Genomic DNA, 16469 nt, shown 5'->3' with positions numbered 1-16469 from the left:
GCCCATCCCGGCCCAGGTAAGCTCATGCAGGCGAGAAAGACCAGAATTCTAGCCGAATTGCCGGCACAACTCCTCACCCGTCCCCGCCCCTGGCTGCTTGCAGGCATCGTCGGCGTCTCCATGATGGGCGTCGTGGCAGCGACTGCGGTCGCACCCGGCAACGACGACGCCGGCATCGTCGTGCGCCCGGTGATCGAGACCCTGCCCACCCCCCGCGTGGCGATCGACACCGAAACCGACCTGCCTTTCGTGCACAGCGAGCGCATCCAGCCCGGTGATTCCTTGCCGTCGCTGTTCCGCCGCCTGAACATCGAGGACAGCGAAGCACTGTCTTTCCTGAGCACCTCTGACGAAGGCAAGCAGGCCGTCCGGCAGTTGCGTGCCGGCCGGTCGGTCATGGCGATGGTGCATGCCGATGGCCGTCTGGCTTCGTTCAGCCTGCCGGTCGGCAATGGCGAACAGCGCCTGGTGGTCGAGCGCAAGGACGATGGCACGCTCCAGCTGCGCGCGGCCGAAGCCGCCGCACAGAGCACGCTCGTCGAGATGCGCTCGGGCACGATCCGCAGCTCCCTGTACGGCGCAACCGATGCCGCAGGCGTACCCGACAGCGTCGCGACCCAGCTCGCCGATATCTTCGGCACCGAGATCGACTTTCATACCGACCTGCGCAAGGACGACCGCTTCAGCGTCGTCTACGAAATGGTCTACCAGGACGGCAACGCCGTCCGTGCCGGCCGCATCCTGGCCGCCGAGTTCATCAACCAGGGCAAGCGTCACGCCGTGGTGATGTACCGCGGCCCGAGCGGCAAGGAACAGTACTACACCGACGACGGCCGCAGCCTGCGGCAAGGCTTCCTGCGTTCGCCGCTGGAGTTCTCGCGCATCAGCTCGGGCTTCGGCCGCCGCCTGCACCCGATCAACCGCAACTGGCGCGAACACAAGGGCACCGACTTCGCCGCCCCGACCGGCACGCCGATCAAGGCCACCTCCGATGGCGTCGTCGAGCTTGCCGCCTCCCAGCGCGGTTACGGCAACATCGTCATCCTGAAGCACCGCGGCAACATCTCGACCGCCTACGCCCACCTCAGCCGCTTCGCCACCGGCATGCGCAAGGGCAAGGAAGTCAGCCAGGGCGACATCATCGGCTACGTCGGCTCGACCGGCTGGGCGACCGGCCCCCACCTGCACTACGAAGTCCGCATCAACAACGTCGCCCAGAACCCGATGACGGTCGCACTGCCGATGGCGGACTCGCTGAGCCCCAGGGAGCTGGCTGCGTTCAAACGCGACACGGCCGACCTCCGCAACCGCTTTGCGCTGCTCAACTACGAACTGGCCAGAGCAGACTGAAGCACGGTGGGCAGCTGCCCACCGTTCGAGTCGGCTACAAGCCGCCAGCCATCTGTTCTGACACCGATCTCAGCAAAGCAAGACGGGGGCGCCAAGGCGCCCCCGTTCTTTTCCTGCGACCGGAGAATGCTCAGGCCGAGAACGACGAACCGCAGCCACACGTGCTGCTGGCATTCGGGTTGCGGATCACGAACTGCGAACCCTCGAGACCTTCGGTGTAATCGATCTCGGCGCCGACCAGGTACTGGTAGCTCATCGAGTCGATCAGCAGCATCACGCCATTCTTCTCGTAGGTCGTATCGTCCTCATTCACCTCCTCGTCGAAGGTGAAGCCGTACTGGAAGCCCGAGCAGCCGCCGCCGCTGACGAACACGCGCAGCTTCAGTTCGGGATTGCCCTCTTCCTCGATCAGTTCGCGCACCTTGTTGGCCGCGCTGTCGGTGAAGACCAGGATGTCGGGGGTTGCGACTTCTGCGCTCATGATTTCTCCTCTGTAGGGGGATGCGGCGAATGATGGGCCCATCCGCTCTGCACTTGAAAGGTTCGGATCGTGCTCCGTGCCCGAGGTTCCCGTCAAGGACTGACCGGGACGATGTCCAGCCCGGTCTCTTCATCGAAACCGAACATGATGTTGAGGTTCTGCACCGCCTGCCCGGCAGCCCCCTTGACGAGGTTGTCGATGACCGACAGCACGACGATGGTGTCTCCGCCCTGCGGACGATGGACGGCGATGCGGCACAGATTCGACGCGCGCACGGAGCGCGTCTCGGGGTGGCTGCCGGCAGGCATCACGTCGACGAAAGCCTCGCCCGCATAGCGTTTCTCGAACAAGGCCTGCAAGTCGGGCAGTTCGACGCCCTGCTTGATCCGGCCATACAGGGTGGCATGGATGCCGCGGATCATCGGCGTCAGGTGAGGCACGAAAGTCAGGCCCACCGCCCGCCCCGCCGCAAGCGACAGACCCTGGCGGATTTCCGGCAGGTGGCGGTGCCCCGGCACGCCGTAGGCCTTGAAGCTGTCGGCTGCCTCGGGCAACAGCGTATGGACTTCCGCCTTGCGCCCCGCACCGGACACCCCGGACTTGGCATCCGCGATCAGATGGTCGGTGTCGACCAGACCGGCTTCGACCAGGGGCAGGAAGCCGAGCTGGACGGCGGTCGGGTAGCAGCCCGGGTTTGCCAGCACGCGCGCCTTGCGGATCTGCTCCCGGTTCACTTCGGGCAGGCCATACACTGCCTCGGCGACCAGTTCGGGCGCGGCATGCTCCATGCCGTACCACTTCTGCCACTCGGCCACGTCACGAATGCGGAAATCGGCGGCCAGGTCGATCACGCGGACACCGGCGGCGACGAGTTCCGCCGCCTGCTTCATCGCAATGCCGTTGGGCGTGGCGAAGAACACCGCGTCGCACTTCTCGAGCGCGGCATCCTGCGGCGCGACGAACTTCAGATCGACGCGGCGGCGCAGGCTCGGAAACATCTCGGCGACCGGCATGCCGGCTTCGCCGCGCGACGTGATCGCAGTCAATTCCACCTGCGGATGACGCGAAAGCAGGCGCAGCAACTCCACGCCCGTGTAACCGGTACCGCCGACAACACCTACCTTGATCATCTCGATTCCTTTTTGCGAGTCAGGACGTGGCATCGATTATCTCACCCCGGCGGCCAAGGACAATGAAGAAGCGATGAAGCCGAAGCTCCGTATCCGGCACACGAACACCCTGGATATCCTCGACTGCGGCAGGGGAATGCAAAAAGCAAAAAGCCGCCCCTCGGGACGGCTTTCCGCATGCAGCCAGAAGCGATCAGCGCTTCGAGAACTGCTTGGCACGGCGCGCCTTGCGCAGACCGACCTTCTTGCGCTCGACTTCACGGGCATCGCGGGTCACGAAGCCGGCGGCACGCAGTTCGCCCTTCAGCTCGGCGTTGTAGTCGACCAGCGCACGGGTGATGCCGTGACGCACGGCACCCGCCTGGCCGGACTCGCCACCACCGGTGACATTCACCATGATGTCGAACTTGCCTTCGTTGCCGGTCAGCACCAGCGGCTGGCGCACGATCATGCGGCCGGTTTCACGCGAGAAGAACTCGTCGACCGGCTTGCCGTTGACGACGATGCTGCCGGTGCCCGGCTTGATGAACACACGGGCAACCGCGGTCTTGCGGCGGCCGGTTCCGTAGTTGTAAGTCACAGCCATTTATCGGCTCCTGTCAGATCTCGAGAATTTGCGGCTGCTGAGCGGTATGCGGATGCGACGGACCCGCGTAGCACTTCAGCTTCTTCAGCATGGCGTAGCCCAGCGGGCCCTTCGGCAGCATGCCCTTCACCGCCTTCTCGAGCACGCGCTCGGGGAAGCGCTGCTGGAGCTTGGTGAAGTTGGTTTCGTAGATACCGCCCGGGTAGCCCGAGTGACGGTAGTACTTCTTGTCCTGCGCCTTGTTGCCGGTCACGCGCAGCTTTTCGACGTTGACGACGACGATGAAGTCGCCCGTATCAACGTGCGGGGTGTAAATGGCCTTGTGCTTGCCACGCAGACGGCGGGCGACTTCGGCGGCAAGACGGCCAAGCACCTTGTCCGTGCCGTCGACAACGAACCAGTCGCGCTTGACCTCGTGCGGCTTGGCAGAAAACGTCTTCATGTAAAACCTCGATTTTTGTCAGGCCGGACACATTCAGGCCGTCAAACGGAAAGCTCGCAAGCTTAATGGGAGCACTACTCCCGTGTCAATCACTAAACGAAGCACCGATGGCATTCGAGCAGTGCAGGCGAAAAAAAACGCAGTCCGCGAGGACTGCGTTAAATCCACACCAAAGGAGGAGGGTGGAGGAGACACCATTTGGATCGGCGCGTCGTTGTTGCCGCGTCAGCGATCCGACTGAGGTGCATTATCCAGACTCCACCCTGCTCCCGCAAGCAGAATTTTGTGCATTGCACTATAAATGTTTTGATTTTTTGATAAGACGGGTTTATCAAACATCACTCCATTGATTTTAATCAATTTTTCAAAATTCGAAGACGGCAAATGCTCTCGATGACGACGTACTCGCCCCATCTTCCGAAGCATGATTTGTGCACCGCAAGAATACGGCTCCGTATTGTTCCGCACGACGGCCGCGCTGACGGGCTCGCACGCCCTGAAAGCCCTCACCCGGTTGCTCTCCGGTAGAATCCGCGCCAGCAGCGCACGGCCCTCCCCGGCGGCTCACCGCTCTCGAACAGGAAAGAAACACATGGAATGCACGATCAGATGGTCCGACGGCATGAGCTTCATCGCCGAAACCGGCTCCGGCCACCTCGTCACGATGGACGGCGCACCGGAGGCAGGCGGCCGCAATCTGGCACCGCGGCCGATGGAACTGATGCTGGCCGGCGCGGGAGGCTGCACGGCCTTCGACGTGGTGCTGATCCTCAAGCGCGGCCGCCACGACATACGCGGCTGCAGCGTCCGCCTGGAAGCCGAGCGGGCAGACGCCGACCCCAAGGTGTTCACCCGCATCCGCTTCATCTACACCATCACCGGACGCCAGTTGAAGCGCGAGGCGGTCGAACGCGCCATCCACCTGTCCGCGGAAAAATACTGCTCGGCCTCGATCATGCTCGGCAAGACCGCCGAGATCACACACGAGTGCGAGATCGTCGAAGTCGACTGAGCGTATCAATCAAGCATTCTTTGGATTTGGATAGTCCTGCCGACAGCCCGGCTTTTCCGTAGGAGCGGCTTCAACCGCGAATGCAGCCTTGCAGCCCTGATCGCGGCAGAAGCCGCTCCTACAGGTACGGTGTTTTCTTCAGATGCGGTAGGTCAGCGTCGTCATCACCTTGGAGGCGAGCTTCATCGCCCCCTTCACCGGCGCGGGCAGTTCATGCCCACCCAGCCGGATCGCCATTTCGGCATGCTCGGCCTCATCGATCTTCATCTGCTCGACGACCGCGCGCGATTTCTTGTCGTTTGCCGGCAAGGTATCGAGATGCCCCTTCAGATGATTCTCGACCTGGCGTTCGGTTTCGGCCAGGAAGCCCAGATTCCATCGGTCACCGAAACGGCCCGCCAGCAGGCCGAGGCCCAGCGCCCCGCCGTACCACAGCGGATTGAGCAGGCTCTTGCGACCGCCGAGCTCGGCAATGCGGCGCTCGGTCCACGCGAGATGCTCGGTTTCCTCCTGGGACGCCTGCCTCAGCGCATCGCGCAGCGACGGATCCCTCGACATCAGCGCCTGCCCCTGGTACAGCGCCTGGGCGCAGATCTCGCCCACATGGTTGATCCGCATCAGCGCCGCGGCATGGCGGCGCTCCGCCTCGCCCAGCTCCGCCTCTGGCAGGCCTTCGCCCGGGACTGCGCGAATGCTGCGCGCCGGCGCGAAGACCGTGCGCAAAGCCTTGTCGAATTCGATGATGGCGGTGTCGATCATTATCGGACTCCGTAGGTTCTGGACGGGTCGAGCGGATTGCGCAACAGGCGCAGCGCATGTTCGAGATCGCGCGGCGCAGCCGGTCCGTCGCAGAAATGCTCGTATGCCAGCGCCGCCCGCGGGCGGTTGTAGGCATTGTCGCTGATCGGCTGCCAGTCGCTCTTCTTCATCGGCGTCCATTCGCCACTCCGGCGCCCGCTGGCGTAGATCCTGCGTTCGCCGGTCGCGCAGCGCAACCCTTCATATGTGATGTTCTCCGCACCGCCGGGCGTGCGCACCACCAGGGTGTAGCGGACCACGCGGTCTTCACCGACGCTGACGCTGCCTTCATCGACGAAAAAGCTGTTCGGCGACGCACTGCTGACGAAGAAGGCCCGCAGGCGGGAATCGTCCACTGGCGGCGGCATCGTCACCTCGGCCTCCTGCCAGTCGGGATCCTCGTCGAACAGCAAACCGCCCAGGGCGCTGCCGGAAACCAGGGTCAGCGCGGCAAGCCCTGCGCCGACGGCACTACGTACACGTGAATTCAATCCCAGCAGCCTCCAGGGAGATGACAAGGCGCCGCCCGCCGATCAGCGCTGCGACGCACCGAGAACCACCGGTACCGGCTGCTCGGGTTCGGGCAGGCGGTAGCTTTCCGGCAGATCGAAGTTGCGCGACCGGAACAGCACGCGCGCCAGTTCGACGAGCGCCATCTGATACACCTGCCGCTTGAACTCGATCACCGCATCCAGCGGCACCCAGTAGTTGCTCCATCGCCAGGCATCGAATTCCGGGTGCGAGCTCGCACGCAGGCAGACGTCGGTATCGCGCCCCACCAAGCGCAACAGAAACCAGATCTGCTTCTGTCCACGATAGGTGTTGCGCCATTCGCGCCGTATCCAGTGCCGCGGCACTTCGTAGCGCAGCCAGCCCCGCGTGCGGCCGAGGATCTTGACGTGCTCCGGACGCAATCCGACTTCCTCGAACAGTTCCCGGTACATCGCCTGCTCCGGCGATTCGCCGTGCTTGATGCCACCTTGCGGAAACTGCCAGGAATGTTCGCGGATGCGCTTGCCCCAGAAAACCTCGTTGCGCGCATTTACCAGAATGATGCCGACGTTCGGGCGAAAGCCTTCACGATCAAGCATGACTAACCTTCAAATTCGGTTGATTGACATCGATTTTTTCACACTTGGGTGCGCTTTGAAAGCGCACCATCGGCGTGCATCGACCCGCCACACCCGATACAAGCCTTTGCAGGCGGCGCCTTGCGCTAGAATCGCGCGTTCGACAACACCTTTCCAGACAGAAGACTCTCATGCGCGCCAGCCAGTTCCATCTGTTCACCCTCAAGGAAGCTCCCTCCGACGCCGAAGTCGTCAGCCAGAAGCTGATGCTGCGCGCCGGCATGATCCGCAAGGCCGCAGCCGGCATCTACAGCTACATGCCGATGGCGCTGCGCTCGATCCGCAAGGTCGAGGCGATCATCCGCGAGGAAATGAACCGCGCCGGCGCGATGGAGCTGACCATGCCGCTGGTGCAGCCCGCCGAGCTGTGGCAGGAAACCGGCCGCTGGGACAAGATGGGCCCCGAGCTGCTGCGCCTGAAGGACCGCCACGAGCGCGACTTCGCCATGCAGCCGACGTCCGAGGAAGTCGTCACCGACATCGCCCGCCAGGAACTGAAGAGCTACCGTCAGTTGCCGCGCAACTTCTACCAGATCCAGACCAAGTTCCGCGACGAGCGCCGGCCGCGCTTCGGCATCATGCGCGGACGTGAATTCACGATGAAGGACGCCTACTCCTTCGACCGCAGCGAGGAAGCCGCCGGCCGCAGCTACGACGCCATGTTCGCCGCCTACACGCGCATCTTCGACCGCCTCGGCCTCCAGTACCGCGCCGTCGCCGCCGACACCGGCGCCATCGGCGGCGACCGCTCGCACGAATTCCAGGTCATCGCCGACACCGGCGAGGACGCCATCGTCTACTGCCCGGACTCCAGCTACGCCGCCAACATCGAGCTGGCCGAAGCCGTGTCGCTGCTGCCGGGCCGCGCCGAAGCAAAGCAAGCCCTGGAGAAAACTCCGACCCCCGGCAAGGCCACCTGCGAGGACGTCGCCGAGCTACTCGGCGTGCCGCTCGCCACCACGGTCAAGTCGCTGGTGCTGGCCACCGACGACGTCGATGACAAGGGCGCGCCGGCCGGCGTCACCGTCTGGCTGCTGCTGGTGCGCGGCGACCATGCCCTGAACGAGGTCAAGGCCGGCAAGCTGGAAGGCCTGAAGGCCGGCTTCCGCTTCGCCACCGAGGTGGAAATCCTCGAGCACTTCGGCTGCAAGCCGGGCTACCTCGGCCCGATCGGGCAGAAGAAGCCGGTCAGGATCGTCGCCGACCGCACGGTCGCCGACATGGCCGACTTCATCTGCGGCGCCAACGAAGCCGACTATCACTTCACCGGTGTCAACTGGGGTCGCGACCTGCCCGAGCCGGACCTCGTCGCCGACATCCGCGACGTCGTCGAAGGCGACCCCTCGCCCGACGGCAAGGGCGTGCTGGCCATCCAGCGCGGCATCGAGGTCGGCCACGTCTTCTACCTCGGCACCAAGTATTCCAAGGCGATGAACGCCACCTTCCTCGACGAGGACGGCAAGCCCAAGCATTTCGAGATGGGCTGCTACGGCATCGGCGTGACCCGCATCCTGGGTGCTGCGATCGAGCAGAACCACGACGCCCGCGGCATCGTCTGGCCGGTGGCGATCGCACCTTTCGAAGTCGTGATCTGCCCGGTCGGCTGGGGCAAGTCGGAAGCCGTGCGCGACGAAGCGCAGAAGCTCTACGACACCCTGCTGGCGCAGGGCGTGGACGTCATTCTCGACGACCGCGACGAACGCCCCGGCGTGATGTTCGCCGACTGGGAACTGATCGGCGTGCCGCACCGCGTCACCATCGGCGACCGCGGGCTGAAGGAGGGTCTAGTGGAATACCAGGGGCGCCGCGACGCCGAAGCCGGCAAGCTCGCTGCCGGCGACATCGCAGCCCACATCCTGGGCCTGCTCGGCAAGGCCTGAGCCGTGCGCCCCCCGCCAGCCCTGCTCCATGCTGCTGCCGCGCTGCTGTTCGCGCTGGCCGGCAATGCCGCGCAGGCCGGCGCGCAACAGTACGAACCGCTGGCTGCCAGCGTGCGCGCGGCACTGCACGAAGCGGTCAGCGACGCAGTGGCGCCGATGTTGCCGATTCCCGACGCCGGCGAGCGCGCGCAGTGGCTGGCCGAAATGTCGCGCCGGCTGCAGAAGCGGATTCCGGACGCCGCCTACCGCAACGAACTGCTGACCAGCATCCACTACGAAGCCACCCGTGCCGGCCTGGACCCGCAACTGGTGCTCGCCCTGATCCAGGTCGAAAGCAACTTCCGCAAATACGCGATCTCGTCGGCCGGCGCGCGCGGCTACATGCAGGTGATGCCGTTCTGGCTCAAGGTCATGGAGCGCCCGGACGACAACCTGTTCCACCTTCGCACCAACCTGCGCTACGGCTGCACGATCCTGCGCCACTATCTCGACATCGAGAAAGGCGATCTCTTTCGCGCACTCGGCCGCTACAACGGCAGCCTGGGCAAGCCGGGCTACCCGAACCTGGTGCGCACAGCGTGGGAAAAGCAATGGAGCTGGCAGGCCCAACGGCTCGCAGCCAGCTCCACCACGCTCACTCCCACGGAGTAAATCGAATCCGCGGGGGGCGGCACGCCCCCCCGCTGCGACATCAACCGGCCACTGCCGCAATCGGCTTGCTGTCGTTGCCGCGGCTCTCGACCGCGCGCAACCCTTCCTTGGCTCCCGCCCTGGTGAGCGACTGCACATCACCGGACACTTCGCCGCCTTCCTCGATCAGGATCTTGCCGTAGCGAATCTTGCCGCTGACCCGGCCGGTGGCGTGGATGATCAACTGCTGGCGGGCCGTCAGCTCGCCTTCGAAACGGCCGTGGATCTCGGCGACATCGATGCCGACCGTGCCTTCGTAGGAACCATTCTCGGCAATCCGGATGACGCGGCTGTCCATCGTCGCCTCGACCCGGCCTTCGACGACCAGGGTATCGCAGTCAAGGATCTCGGCGCCCTTCAGTTTGACGTCGGGCCCGACGATCAGGCGGCTGCCGCCCGTCGCAGTCTCCACGGGCGCAGCGGACTCGGACTTCGCCGAATCCGCCTTGGTCACCTCCTGCACCGGGTCGGAGGACGCCGCCGCGCTGGACGGGGAAACGCTGCTTCCCATCGTTGCGGGTCGCGTCGGCGCGGAGCGCTGGCCAACGGATTCGGTCTGCTTCGGAAAAAGATTCGGCTTGTTGAACATGACATCTCCTTGAACTGGCTTCAACCGTCCGACACGGTTGCTGAACCTCCAGCGCATTCGCAAGCCTCATGCCACCCATTTCTTTCCCGAGTGATTTCAAATGCTTGAAAGCCAAGTCACGGCGACATGCCGCGGTCGTACCGTCATGGTGGCGCCGATTTTGTCGCCTCATCCCGACAGCGATTCGGACATATCATTGCAACTCGCTGTTATTCAAAAATTTTTCAGTGTCACATCGGAGCGACAAGCACCGGAAATTACCCGAACCGAGCCGATTTGCCCGCACCAGCGACCTCGTGGCTCGTTAGAATCATGAAGTCCGCACTTTTCCGCAGAGCGCCCTAAAAATGTTGCGTCCGTCATTCAGTTCGACTCTGCTCGCGAGCTTCCTGTCGATCGTCGCCATCCTCGGCGCCGCAGCCGTCAGCGGCTGGCTCGACCTCGAAAGCTTCGCCCGCGACAGCCGCCGCAGCGCAGCCGCCTTGCTCGAGCTCAACAGCGACATGCAGCAACTCGCCGAACGTACCGTCGATTTCGAACGCGGCGCCCGCCAGTATCTGGTGCATGAGGAGATCTCCTTCCTCGAACGCTCCAATGGCGCCCGGGCCGAGGCCCTCGCCGCCCTGGCCCGTATCGAGACCCAACTGGCCGATGCCGCCCCACTCGCCTCCCGATGGCGCGAACAGGCCGCAGCAGCCGACGCCGCAGTGGCGGGCGATACCACCGCCATCCCTCTCGAACTGCGCAGCCGGACTGCGGCCACCGCCCTCGCGGAGCTGGCTCGGCTCAACGATGGCCTGGCCCAGACCGTTCGCACGCACATCATTGACAGCAACGGCAAGTCGCTCGACACCCTCGACCAGCGCCGCGAACAGCTGACCTGGCAGATTCTCGGCGCGCTGGCACTGTCCGTCGTCCTTGCCGCACTGACCGGCTGGTGGCTGCTTCGCCCTCTGCGCCACATCGAGCGGAGCATCTCGGACCTCGGCGAGAATCGCCTCAACCAGGCCATCCGCATCGGCGGCCCGGCCGATCTGCGCCGGGTCGGCAAGCAGCTCGATTGGCTGCGCGTGCGCCTGAGCGAACTGGAAGCAAACCGGAACCGCGTGCTGCGCCACGTCTCCCATGAACTCAAGACACCGCTCGCCTCGCTGCGCGAGGGCGTCTCGCTGCTCGCGGACGGCGTGCTCGGCCGGCTCACGCCCGAGCAGCAGGAAGTCACGGCCATCCTCGAGCACAATACGCGCGCCCTGCAGGAACGCATCGAACAGCTGCTGCACTACAACGCCATCCAGTTCGACTCCCGTCGCCTCGACCTGCAGCCGAGCGCCTTGCTGCCGATGGTGCGCGAAGTCGCCAGCGAGCTGCAGTTGCAGGCGCAGGCACGCGGCGTGGCGATCGACATCGTCGGCGATGCCCCGCTCGTGCGCGCCGATCCCGGCAAGCTGCGCATCGCCTTGTCGAACCTGATCGCCAACGCCGTCGGTTTCAGCCCGACCGGCAGCAAGGTGCGGGTCGAGCTATCCGCGCAGGACGAAAAAGTGCTCATCGACTGTATCGACGACGGCCCCGGCATTCGGCCGGAAGAATCCGAACGCATCTTCGAACCCTTCTTCCAGGGCAGCCATCCCGATGAGCGCACCTCCAAAGGCACCGGCATCGGCCTGGCGATCGTGCGGGAATTCATTGCCGCGCATCACGGCAAGGTTTCCGCGCTTCCAGTCGAACGCGGCGCCCATTTCCGAGTCGAACTCCCCCATGCGACCTGAACTCCGTCCGAGCCCGATGCCGCGAGCCACCGCAGCTGCCGCTCCGTCCGGCGCCCCGTCTGCCGCCCTGCTCCTGCTGCTGGGCGCCTTGCTGCTGTCGAGCTGCGCCGCGCTACCCCGTCTCGACGGCGCCGAAGGCGGAGCTGCACACCATGGCGAAACGCAGGCCAGCACCGCCGAGCAGACCATGCAGGCGGCAATCCGCGCCGCCAGGCCGCGCCAGTCCAACCTGCCGCGCGCCCGAAGCCTGCTGCAGGGGCTGCTGGCCGCCGAAGACGCCGAATCGCGTGCGCTCCATCCATACGCGCGCGCGCTGCTCGAGCAAATCCAGGAGCGCCAGCGCCTCGCCGGGCTCAACGAACGCCTCGGCCAGCAGCTCGAACAAAGCGCCGGAGCACTCAAGGACAGCGAACAGCGCAACGAAGCGCTGCAGCGCAAGCTCGATGCACTGGCCGAAATCGAGCGCAGCCTTGCGCCGCCCGTGCCGGCCGCGCCGCGCACGCGTTCGCAGTGAGCCGGCGCCCCCCGCCCGTCGAGGCGTCATGCGCACAGCATGTGTTGCTGATCGACGACGACGCCGACCTGCTGCGGCTGCTGTCGATGCGCCTGAAGGCCAGCGGCTATCGTGTCGCCACGGCCGCATCCGCCGTCGAAGCGCGCAGCCGGCTCGGCGCCGAGCGCTTCGACCTGGTGCTCAGCGACGTGCGCCTGCCCGACGGCGACGGCCTCGCCCTGTTCGATGAAATCCGCCAGCAGCACCCGGCCCTGCCCGTCATCCTGATCACCGCCCACGGCACGATTCCGGATGCGGTCGAAGCCACCTCACGCGGCGTCGCCGGCTACCTGACCAAGCCTTTCGACAGCCAGGCGCTGCTGGCACGCATCGCCCAGACCCTGCAGCTCGGCGCTCCCGCCCCTGCCGCCGGCCAGGCCGCGGACGACGGCTGGCGGGCCGACATCATCAGCCACAGCACACGCATGCACGCGCTGCTGGACGAGGCCAGGCTGGTTGCCGCATCGGACGCCAGCGTGCTGATCCGCGGCGATAGCGGCACCGGCAAGGAACTCCTCGCCCACGCCATCCACCGCGCCAGCCCGCGTGCCGCCGCGCCTTTCGTCGCCATCAACTGCGGCGCGATCCCGGAACCCCTGCTCGAATCCGAACTGTTCGGCCACCTCCGCGGCGCCTTCACCGGTGCCACCAGCCACCGCACCGGCCTGGTGCAGGCTGCACATGGCGGCACGCTGTTCCTCGACGAGATCGGCGACATGCCGCCTTCGCTCCAGGTCAAGCTGCTGCGCGTGCTGCAGGAACGCGCAGTGCGCCCGGTCGGTGCCACCCGCGCCGAGCCGGTCGATCTGCGCATCCTGTCCGCAACCCATCGCGACCTCGATGCCGCGCTGGCCACCGGCCAGTTCCGCGAAGACCTCTACTACCGCATCAACGTCGTCAGTCTGGAACTGCCCACGCTCGGCGAACGCCGCGAGGACATCCCGCTGCTGGCCGAGCATTTCCTGCGCCAGGTGGCACGGAAATACGGCAAGGAACTGAGCGGCTTCGCCCCGGACGCGCTCGAGGCGCTGGCCATCGCCAGATGGCCCGGCAACGTGCGCCAGTTGCAGAACGTCATCGAGCAGGTCTGCGCACTGGCGACGACGCCGCTGATTCCGCGCAGCCTGGTCGAACGCGCGCTGCGCGTGCAGCCGATCGAGGCCCTCGACTATGCCGAAGCCAAGCGCCGCTTCGAGCGAAACTACCTGATACAGCTCCTGAAACTGACTGCGGGTAACGTTTCGGACGCTGCACGGCTGGCCGAACGCAACCGCACCGAGTTCTACCGCCTGCTGCAGCGCCACGGCCTGACGCCCGACCTGTTCCGCGGCGGCAGTCCGGATGCAGAACGCTGAACAGACCAAAGGAGCATGCCATGATCAAGCGCCAGACCATCGCCACCCTCATCACCACCACCGCGCTGGCCTATGCCATCTGCACGCCGGCCCAGGCCACCAGCCTGCTGCCGACCATGGAGATCGACGTGCCGAGCAACTGCAGCGGCGACAAGCACGACGCCGGCGGCACCAAGGACAAGACCGGCAAGCCGGTCCAGAGCTGAACCCGGCTCATCCGGGGCATGGGGGAGCGGGGACGAGCGCTCCACTCTCCCCGCCCGACGATCGGGATCAGGCCGTGCCGCCCACCGTCAGCCCGTCGATGCGCAGCGTCGGCTGGCCGACGCCCACCGGCACGCTCTGGCCGTCCTTGCCGCAGGTGCCGACGCCGGGGTCGAGCCGCATGTCGTTGCCGATCAGCTTCACCTTGGTCAGCGCATCCGGGCCGTTGCCGATCAGCGTCGCCCCCTTGACCGGGCGAGTCACCTTGCCATCCTCGATCAGATAGGCCTCGGCGGTGGAGAACACGAACTTGCCCGAGGTGATGTCGACCTGGCCGCCGCCGAAGTTCACCGCATACAGGCCCTTCTTCACCGACTTGATGATCTCTTCCGGGTCCTTGTCGCCGTTCAGCATGTAGGTGTTGGTCATGCGCGGCAGCGGCAGATGGGCGAAGGACTCGCGCCGGCCGTTGCCGGTCGGCGCCATGCCCATCAGGCGGGCATTCATCATGTCCTGCATGTAGCCGGTGAGGATGCCGTCCTCGATCAGCACCGTGCGCCGGGTCGGATTGCCTTCGTCGTCGATCGACAGCGAGCCGCGGCGGTCCGGCAGCGTGCCGTCATCGACCACGGTGACGCCCCTGGCCGCGACCTGCTGGCCGATGCGGCCGGAAAAGGCCGAACTGCCCTTGCGATTGAAATCGCCTTCCAGGCCGTGGCCGATCGCTTCGTGCAGCAGGATGCCGGGCCAGCCCGGCCCCAGCACCACCGGCATGCTGCCGGCCGGCGCCGGATCGGCACCGAGGTTGACGCGCGCCTGATGCACTGCGGCGTGCGCATACTCGTGCAGGCGCTCGTCGCTGAACCAGCCGTAGTCGTAGCGCCCGCCGCCGCCACCGCTGCCCTGCTCGCGGCGGCCGTCCTCCTCCATGATCACGGTGATCGACACCCGCACCAGCGGCCGCACGTCGGCCGCCAGGTGGCCGTCGCTGCGCGCCACCATCACCACTTCCCAACTGCCGGCGATGTGCGCCATGACCTGGGTGACGCGCGGGTCCTCGGCGCGGGCGAAGCCCTCGAGGCGCTCCAGCAGCCTGACCTTGGCGGTATCGTCGAGCGAATCGAGCGGATCGTCGGCACGGTACAGCGGCGTCTTGAGCTTGTGCGGCACGATGCCCACGCTGCGGCGCTCGCCGGCGGCGGCGATCGCGCGGGTGGCGGTGGCCGCGTCCAGCAGCGCATCGAGCGAGATGTCGTCCGAATAGGCAAAAGCCGTCTTCTCGCCACTGGTGGCGCGCACGCCCACGCCCTGCTCGATGTCGAAGCTGCCCGACTTGACGATGCCTTCTTCCAGGCTCCAGGCCTCGGAGCGCTGATACTGGAAATACAGGTCGGCGAAGTCGATGTCGTGGCGCATCAGCTTGCGGAAGGTCTTCTCCAACTCCGCCTCGCCCAGGCCATGGGGCGACAACAGGTAGCGGTCGGCGATTTTCAGCGGGTTCTGGCTCTTGCTCATGCTGGGTCCTTGGATGCATTGCCGGGTTGGACTGGCCGGGCGCACAAACGATCGCGCCCGATTCGGGTTCGGAGTGTTCGGCGGGCGTTCAGCCCAGGCAGCGGTGGCGCAGCGCCGGCAGGCTTTCGCGCACGCTCGCGATACGCTCGGCATCGACCTCCGCCAGCACCACGCCGGGGCCTTCGCCGCGGCAGGCGAGCACGTCGCCCCAGGGGTCGACGATCATGCTGTGGCCCCAGGTCACGCGCCCGCTCGGATGGCGCCCGCCCTGGGCCGGCGCCATCACGTAGCACTGGTTCTCGATCGCACGGGCACGCAGCAGCACTTCCCAGTGCGCGCGGCCGGTGGTGCAGGTGAAGGCGGCCGGCAGCACGATCAGGTCGGCCTCGCCCATGGCGCGAAAGAGTTCCGGAAAACGCAGGTCGTAGCACACCGACAACCCCACGCGCCCGACGGGAGAATCGAAGCTGCACACGGTGGCACCCGGCTCGATCGTCGCCGCTTCGTCGTAGCGCTCGCCGCCGCGCCGGAAGCCGAACAGGTGGATCTTGTCGTAGCGCGCCACGCGCCGGCCGCTGCCGTCATACACCAGCGTGCTGTTGCGCACCTTGTCGTCGGCCTCGGCCACCAGCGGCACCGTGCCGCCCACCAGCCAGACGCCGTGCCGGCTCGCCAGTCCGGCGAGGAAGTCCTGCAGGGGCCCGCTGCCATCGGCCTCGCGGATGCCGACCTTGGCCTGCTCATCGGCGCTGATCAGCGGGAAATACTCCGGCAGCGCCACCAGGCGTGCGCCGGCGGCGGCAGCCTCGGCCACCAGGCCGGCGGCGGTTTCGAGGTTCGCGGCCACGTCGGGGCCGGACACCATCTGGATGGCAGCGATGCGCGTGCCACCGGAAGCGGATACGGGTACGGAAGAAGCAGACGGTTTGTTCATGCAGTGCCTGGCAATCTCGGGTGGGGTCAAGGCTGGAAAGGGCGGCAGATC

The 16469-nt window shown here is 65.9% G+C and carries 18 protein-coding genes; 8 read left to right on the top strand and 10 right to left on the bottom strand.

Annotation, left to right across the window (positions count from 1 at the left end; genetic code table 11):
* The first annotated feature begins 57 nt into the window (after nt 1–57).
* The gene (locus tag TBU01S_RS08085; RefSeq protein WP_369404199.1) at nt 58–1350 is read left to right on the top strand and encodes a peptidoglycan DD-metalloendopeptidase family protein; all 1293 of its coding nucleotides are present in this window, start codon (nt 58–60) and stop codon (nt 1348–1350) included.
* A 130-nt stretch (nt 1351–1480) separates the two neighbouring features.
* Here TBU01S_RS08085 and erpA read toward each other — a convergent pair whose 3' ends face one another.
* The 4 genes from erpA to rplM form a co-directional block, all read right to left on the bottom strand.
* Nucleotides 1481–1831 carry an iron-sulfur cluster insertion protein ErpA gene (gene erpA, locus TBU01S_RS08080; protein ID WP_068636131.1) on the bottom strand — a complete coding sequence of 117 codons (351 nt, stop codon included), beginning with the start codon at nt 1829–1831 and terminating at the stop codon, nt 1481–1483.
* Nucleotides 1832–1923: 92 nt separating this feature from the next.
* Nucleotides 1924–2961 carry an N-acetyl-gamma-glutamyl-phosphate reductase gene (gene argC, locus TBU01S_RS08075; protein WP_068636130.1) on the bottom strand — a complete coding sequence of 346 codons (1038 nt, stop codon included), beginning with the start codon at nt 2959–2961 and terminating at the stop codon, nt 1924–1926.
* Between the two features lie 193 nt (nt 2962–3154).
* Nucleotides 3155–3547 (bottom strand): 30S ribosomal protein S9, encoded by a 393-nt coding sequence (gene rpsI / locus TBU01S_RS08070; protein WP_068636129.1) that lies wholly within the window; start codon nt 3545–3547, stop codon nt 3155–3157.
* 13 nt (nt 3548–3560) lie between these two features.
* On the bottom strand, nt 3561–3989 hold the full coding sequence (gene rplM, locus TBU01S_RS08065; protein ID WP_068636128.1) for a 50S ribosomal protein L13: 429 nt from the start codon (nt 3987–3989) through the stop codon (nt 3561–3563).
* A 592-nt stretch (nt 3990–4581) separates the two neighbouring features.
* Between rplM and TBU01S_RS08060 the strand changes: the two genes are divergently transcribed.
* Nucleotides 4582–5001 carry an OsmC family protein gene (locus TBU01S_RS08060; protein ID WP_068636127.1) on the top strand — a complete coding sequence of 140 codons (420 nt, stop codon included), beginning with the start codon at nt 4582–4584 and terminating at the stop codon, nt 4999–5001.
* Between the two features lie 138 nt (nt 5002–5139).
* Here the strand turns inward: TBU01S_RS08060 and coq7 are convergent, their stop codons facing one another.
* Genes coq7 through TBU01S_RS08045 form a run of 3 tightly spaced genes read right to left on the bottom strand, consistent with a single transcriptional unit; the run spans nt 5140 to nt 6890 of the window.
* A complete protein-coding gene (gene coq7 / locus TBU01S_RS08055) occupies nt 5140–5760 on the bottom strand; it encodes a 2-polyprenyl-3-methyl-6-methoxy-1,4-benzoquinone monooxygenase (protein ID WP_068636126.1) in 621 nt (206 codons plus the stop codon).
* Entirely contained in the window at nt 5760–6290 is a 531-nt protein-coding gene (locus TBU01S_RS08050) for a CNP1-like family protein (protein WP_068636125.1), read from the bottom strand. The genes coq7 and TBU01S_RS08050 overlap by 1 nt, the downstream gene beginning before the upstream one ends.
* A gap of 42 nt (nt 6291–6332) precedes the next feature.
* A complete protein-coding gene (locus tag TBU01S_RS08045; RefSeq protein WP_068636124.1) occupies nt 6333–6890 on the bottom strand; it encodes an RNA pyrophosphohydrolase in 558 nt (185 codons plus the stop codon).
* A gap of 170 nt (nt 6891–7060) precedes the next feature.
* Here TBU01S_RS08045 and TBU01S_RS08040 point away from each other — a divergent pair, with 170 nt between their 5' ends.
* A complete protein-coding gene (locus tag TBU01S_RS08040) occupies nt 7061–8809 on the top strand; it encodes a proline--tRNA ligase (protein WP_068636123.1) in 1749 nt (582 codons plus the stop codon).
* 3 nt (nt 8810–8812) lie between these two features.
* Nucleotides 8813–9460, top strand: a complete 648-nt coding sequence (locus tag TBU01S_RS08035) for a lytic transglycosylase domain-containing protein (RefSeq protein ID WP_068636122.1) — start codon at nt 8813–8815, stop codon at nt 9458–9460.
* 40 nt (nt 9461–9500) lie between these two features.
* Here TBU01S_RS08035 and TBU01S_RS08030 read toward each other — a convergent pair whose 3' ends face one another.
* A complete protein-coding gene (locus TBU01S_RS08030) occupies nt 9501–10088 on the bottom strand; it encodes a bactofilin family protein (protein WP_068636121.1) in 588 nt (195 codons plus the stop codon).
* 347 nt (nt 10089–10435) lie between these two features.
* Here TBU01S_RS08030 and TBU01S_RS08025 point away from each other — a divergent pair, with 347 nt between their 5' ends.
* From TBU01S_RS08025 to TBU01S_RS08010, 4 genes are read left to right on the top strand one after another with little or no spacing between them, the layout of a single operon-like run.
* Nucleotides 10436–11857: a sensor histidine kinase gene (locus TBU01S_RS08025; protein ID WP_068636120.1), complete on the top strand. Its 1422-nt coding sequence runs from the start codon at nt 10436–10438 to the stop codon at nt 11855–11857.
* A complete protein-coding gene (locus TBU01S_RS08020; RefSeq protein ID WP_245650874.1) occupies nt 11847–12371 on the top strand; it encodes a hypothetical protein in 525 nt (174 codons plus the stop codon). The genes TBU01S_RS08025 and TBU01S_RS08020 overlap by 11 nt, the downstream gene beginning before the upstream one ends.
* Nucleotides 12368–13765 carry a sigma 54-interacting transcriptional regulator gene (locus tag TBU01S_RS08015; RefSeq protein ID WP_068636119.1) on the top strand — a complete coding sequence of 466 codons (1398 nt, stop codon included), beginning with the start codon at nt 12368–12370 and terminating at the stop codon, nt 13763–13765. Before TBU01S_RS08020 ends, TBU01S_RS08015 begins: the two co-directional genes overlap by 4 nt.
* A gap of 20 nt (nt 13766–13785) precedes the next feature.
* Complete coding sequence (locus tag TBU01S_RS08010) at nt 13786–13971, top strand: hypothetical protein (RefSeq protein WP_083953518.1); 186 nt, start codon at nt 13786–13788, stop codon at nt 13969–13971.
* Nucleotides 13972–14038: 67 nt separating this feature from the next.
* Here TBU01S_RS08010 and tldD read toward each other — a convergent pair whose 3' ends face one another.
* Both tldD and TBU01S_RS08000 read right to left on the bottom strand, forming a co-directional pair.
* A complete protein-coding gene (gene tldD, locus TBU01S_RS08005) occupies nt 14039–15484 on the bottom strand; it encodes a metalloprotease TldD (RefSeq protein ID WP_068636117.1) in 1446 nt (481 codons plus the stop codon).
* An 88-nt stretch (nt 15485–15572) separates the two neighbouring features.
* Complete coding sequence (locus tag TBU01S_RS08000; protein ID WP_068636116.1) at nt 15573–16418, bottom strand: carbon-nitrogen hydrolase family protein; 846 nt, start codon at nt 16416–16418, stop codon at nt 15573–15575.
* Nucleotides 16419–16469: the final 51 nt, after the last annotated feature.

Origin of the sequence: Thauera butanivorans NBRC 103042 (assembly GCF_001591165.1) — a bacterium.
Lineage (GTDB): Bacteria > Pseudomonadota > Gammaproteobacteria > Burkholderiales > Rhodocyclaceae > Thauera > Thauera butanivorans.
Note: the sequence above shows the minus strand (reverse complement) of the source record. Positions and strands in the feature narration are given on the sequence as shown.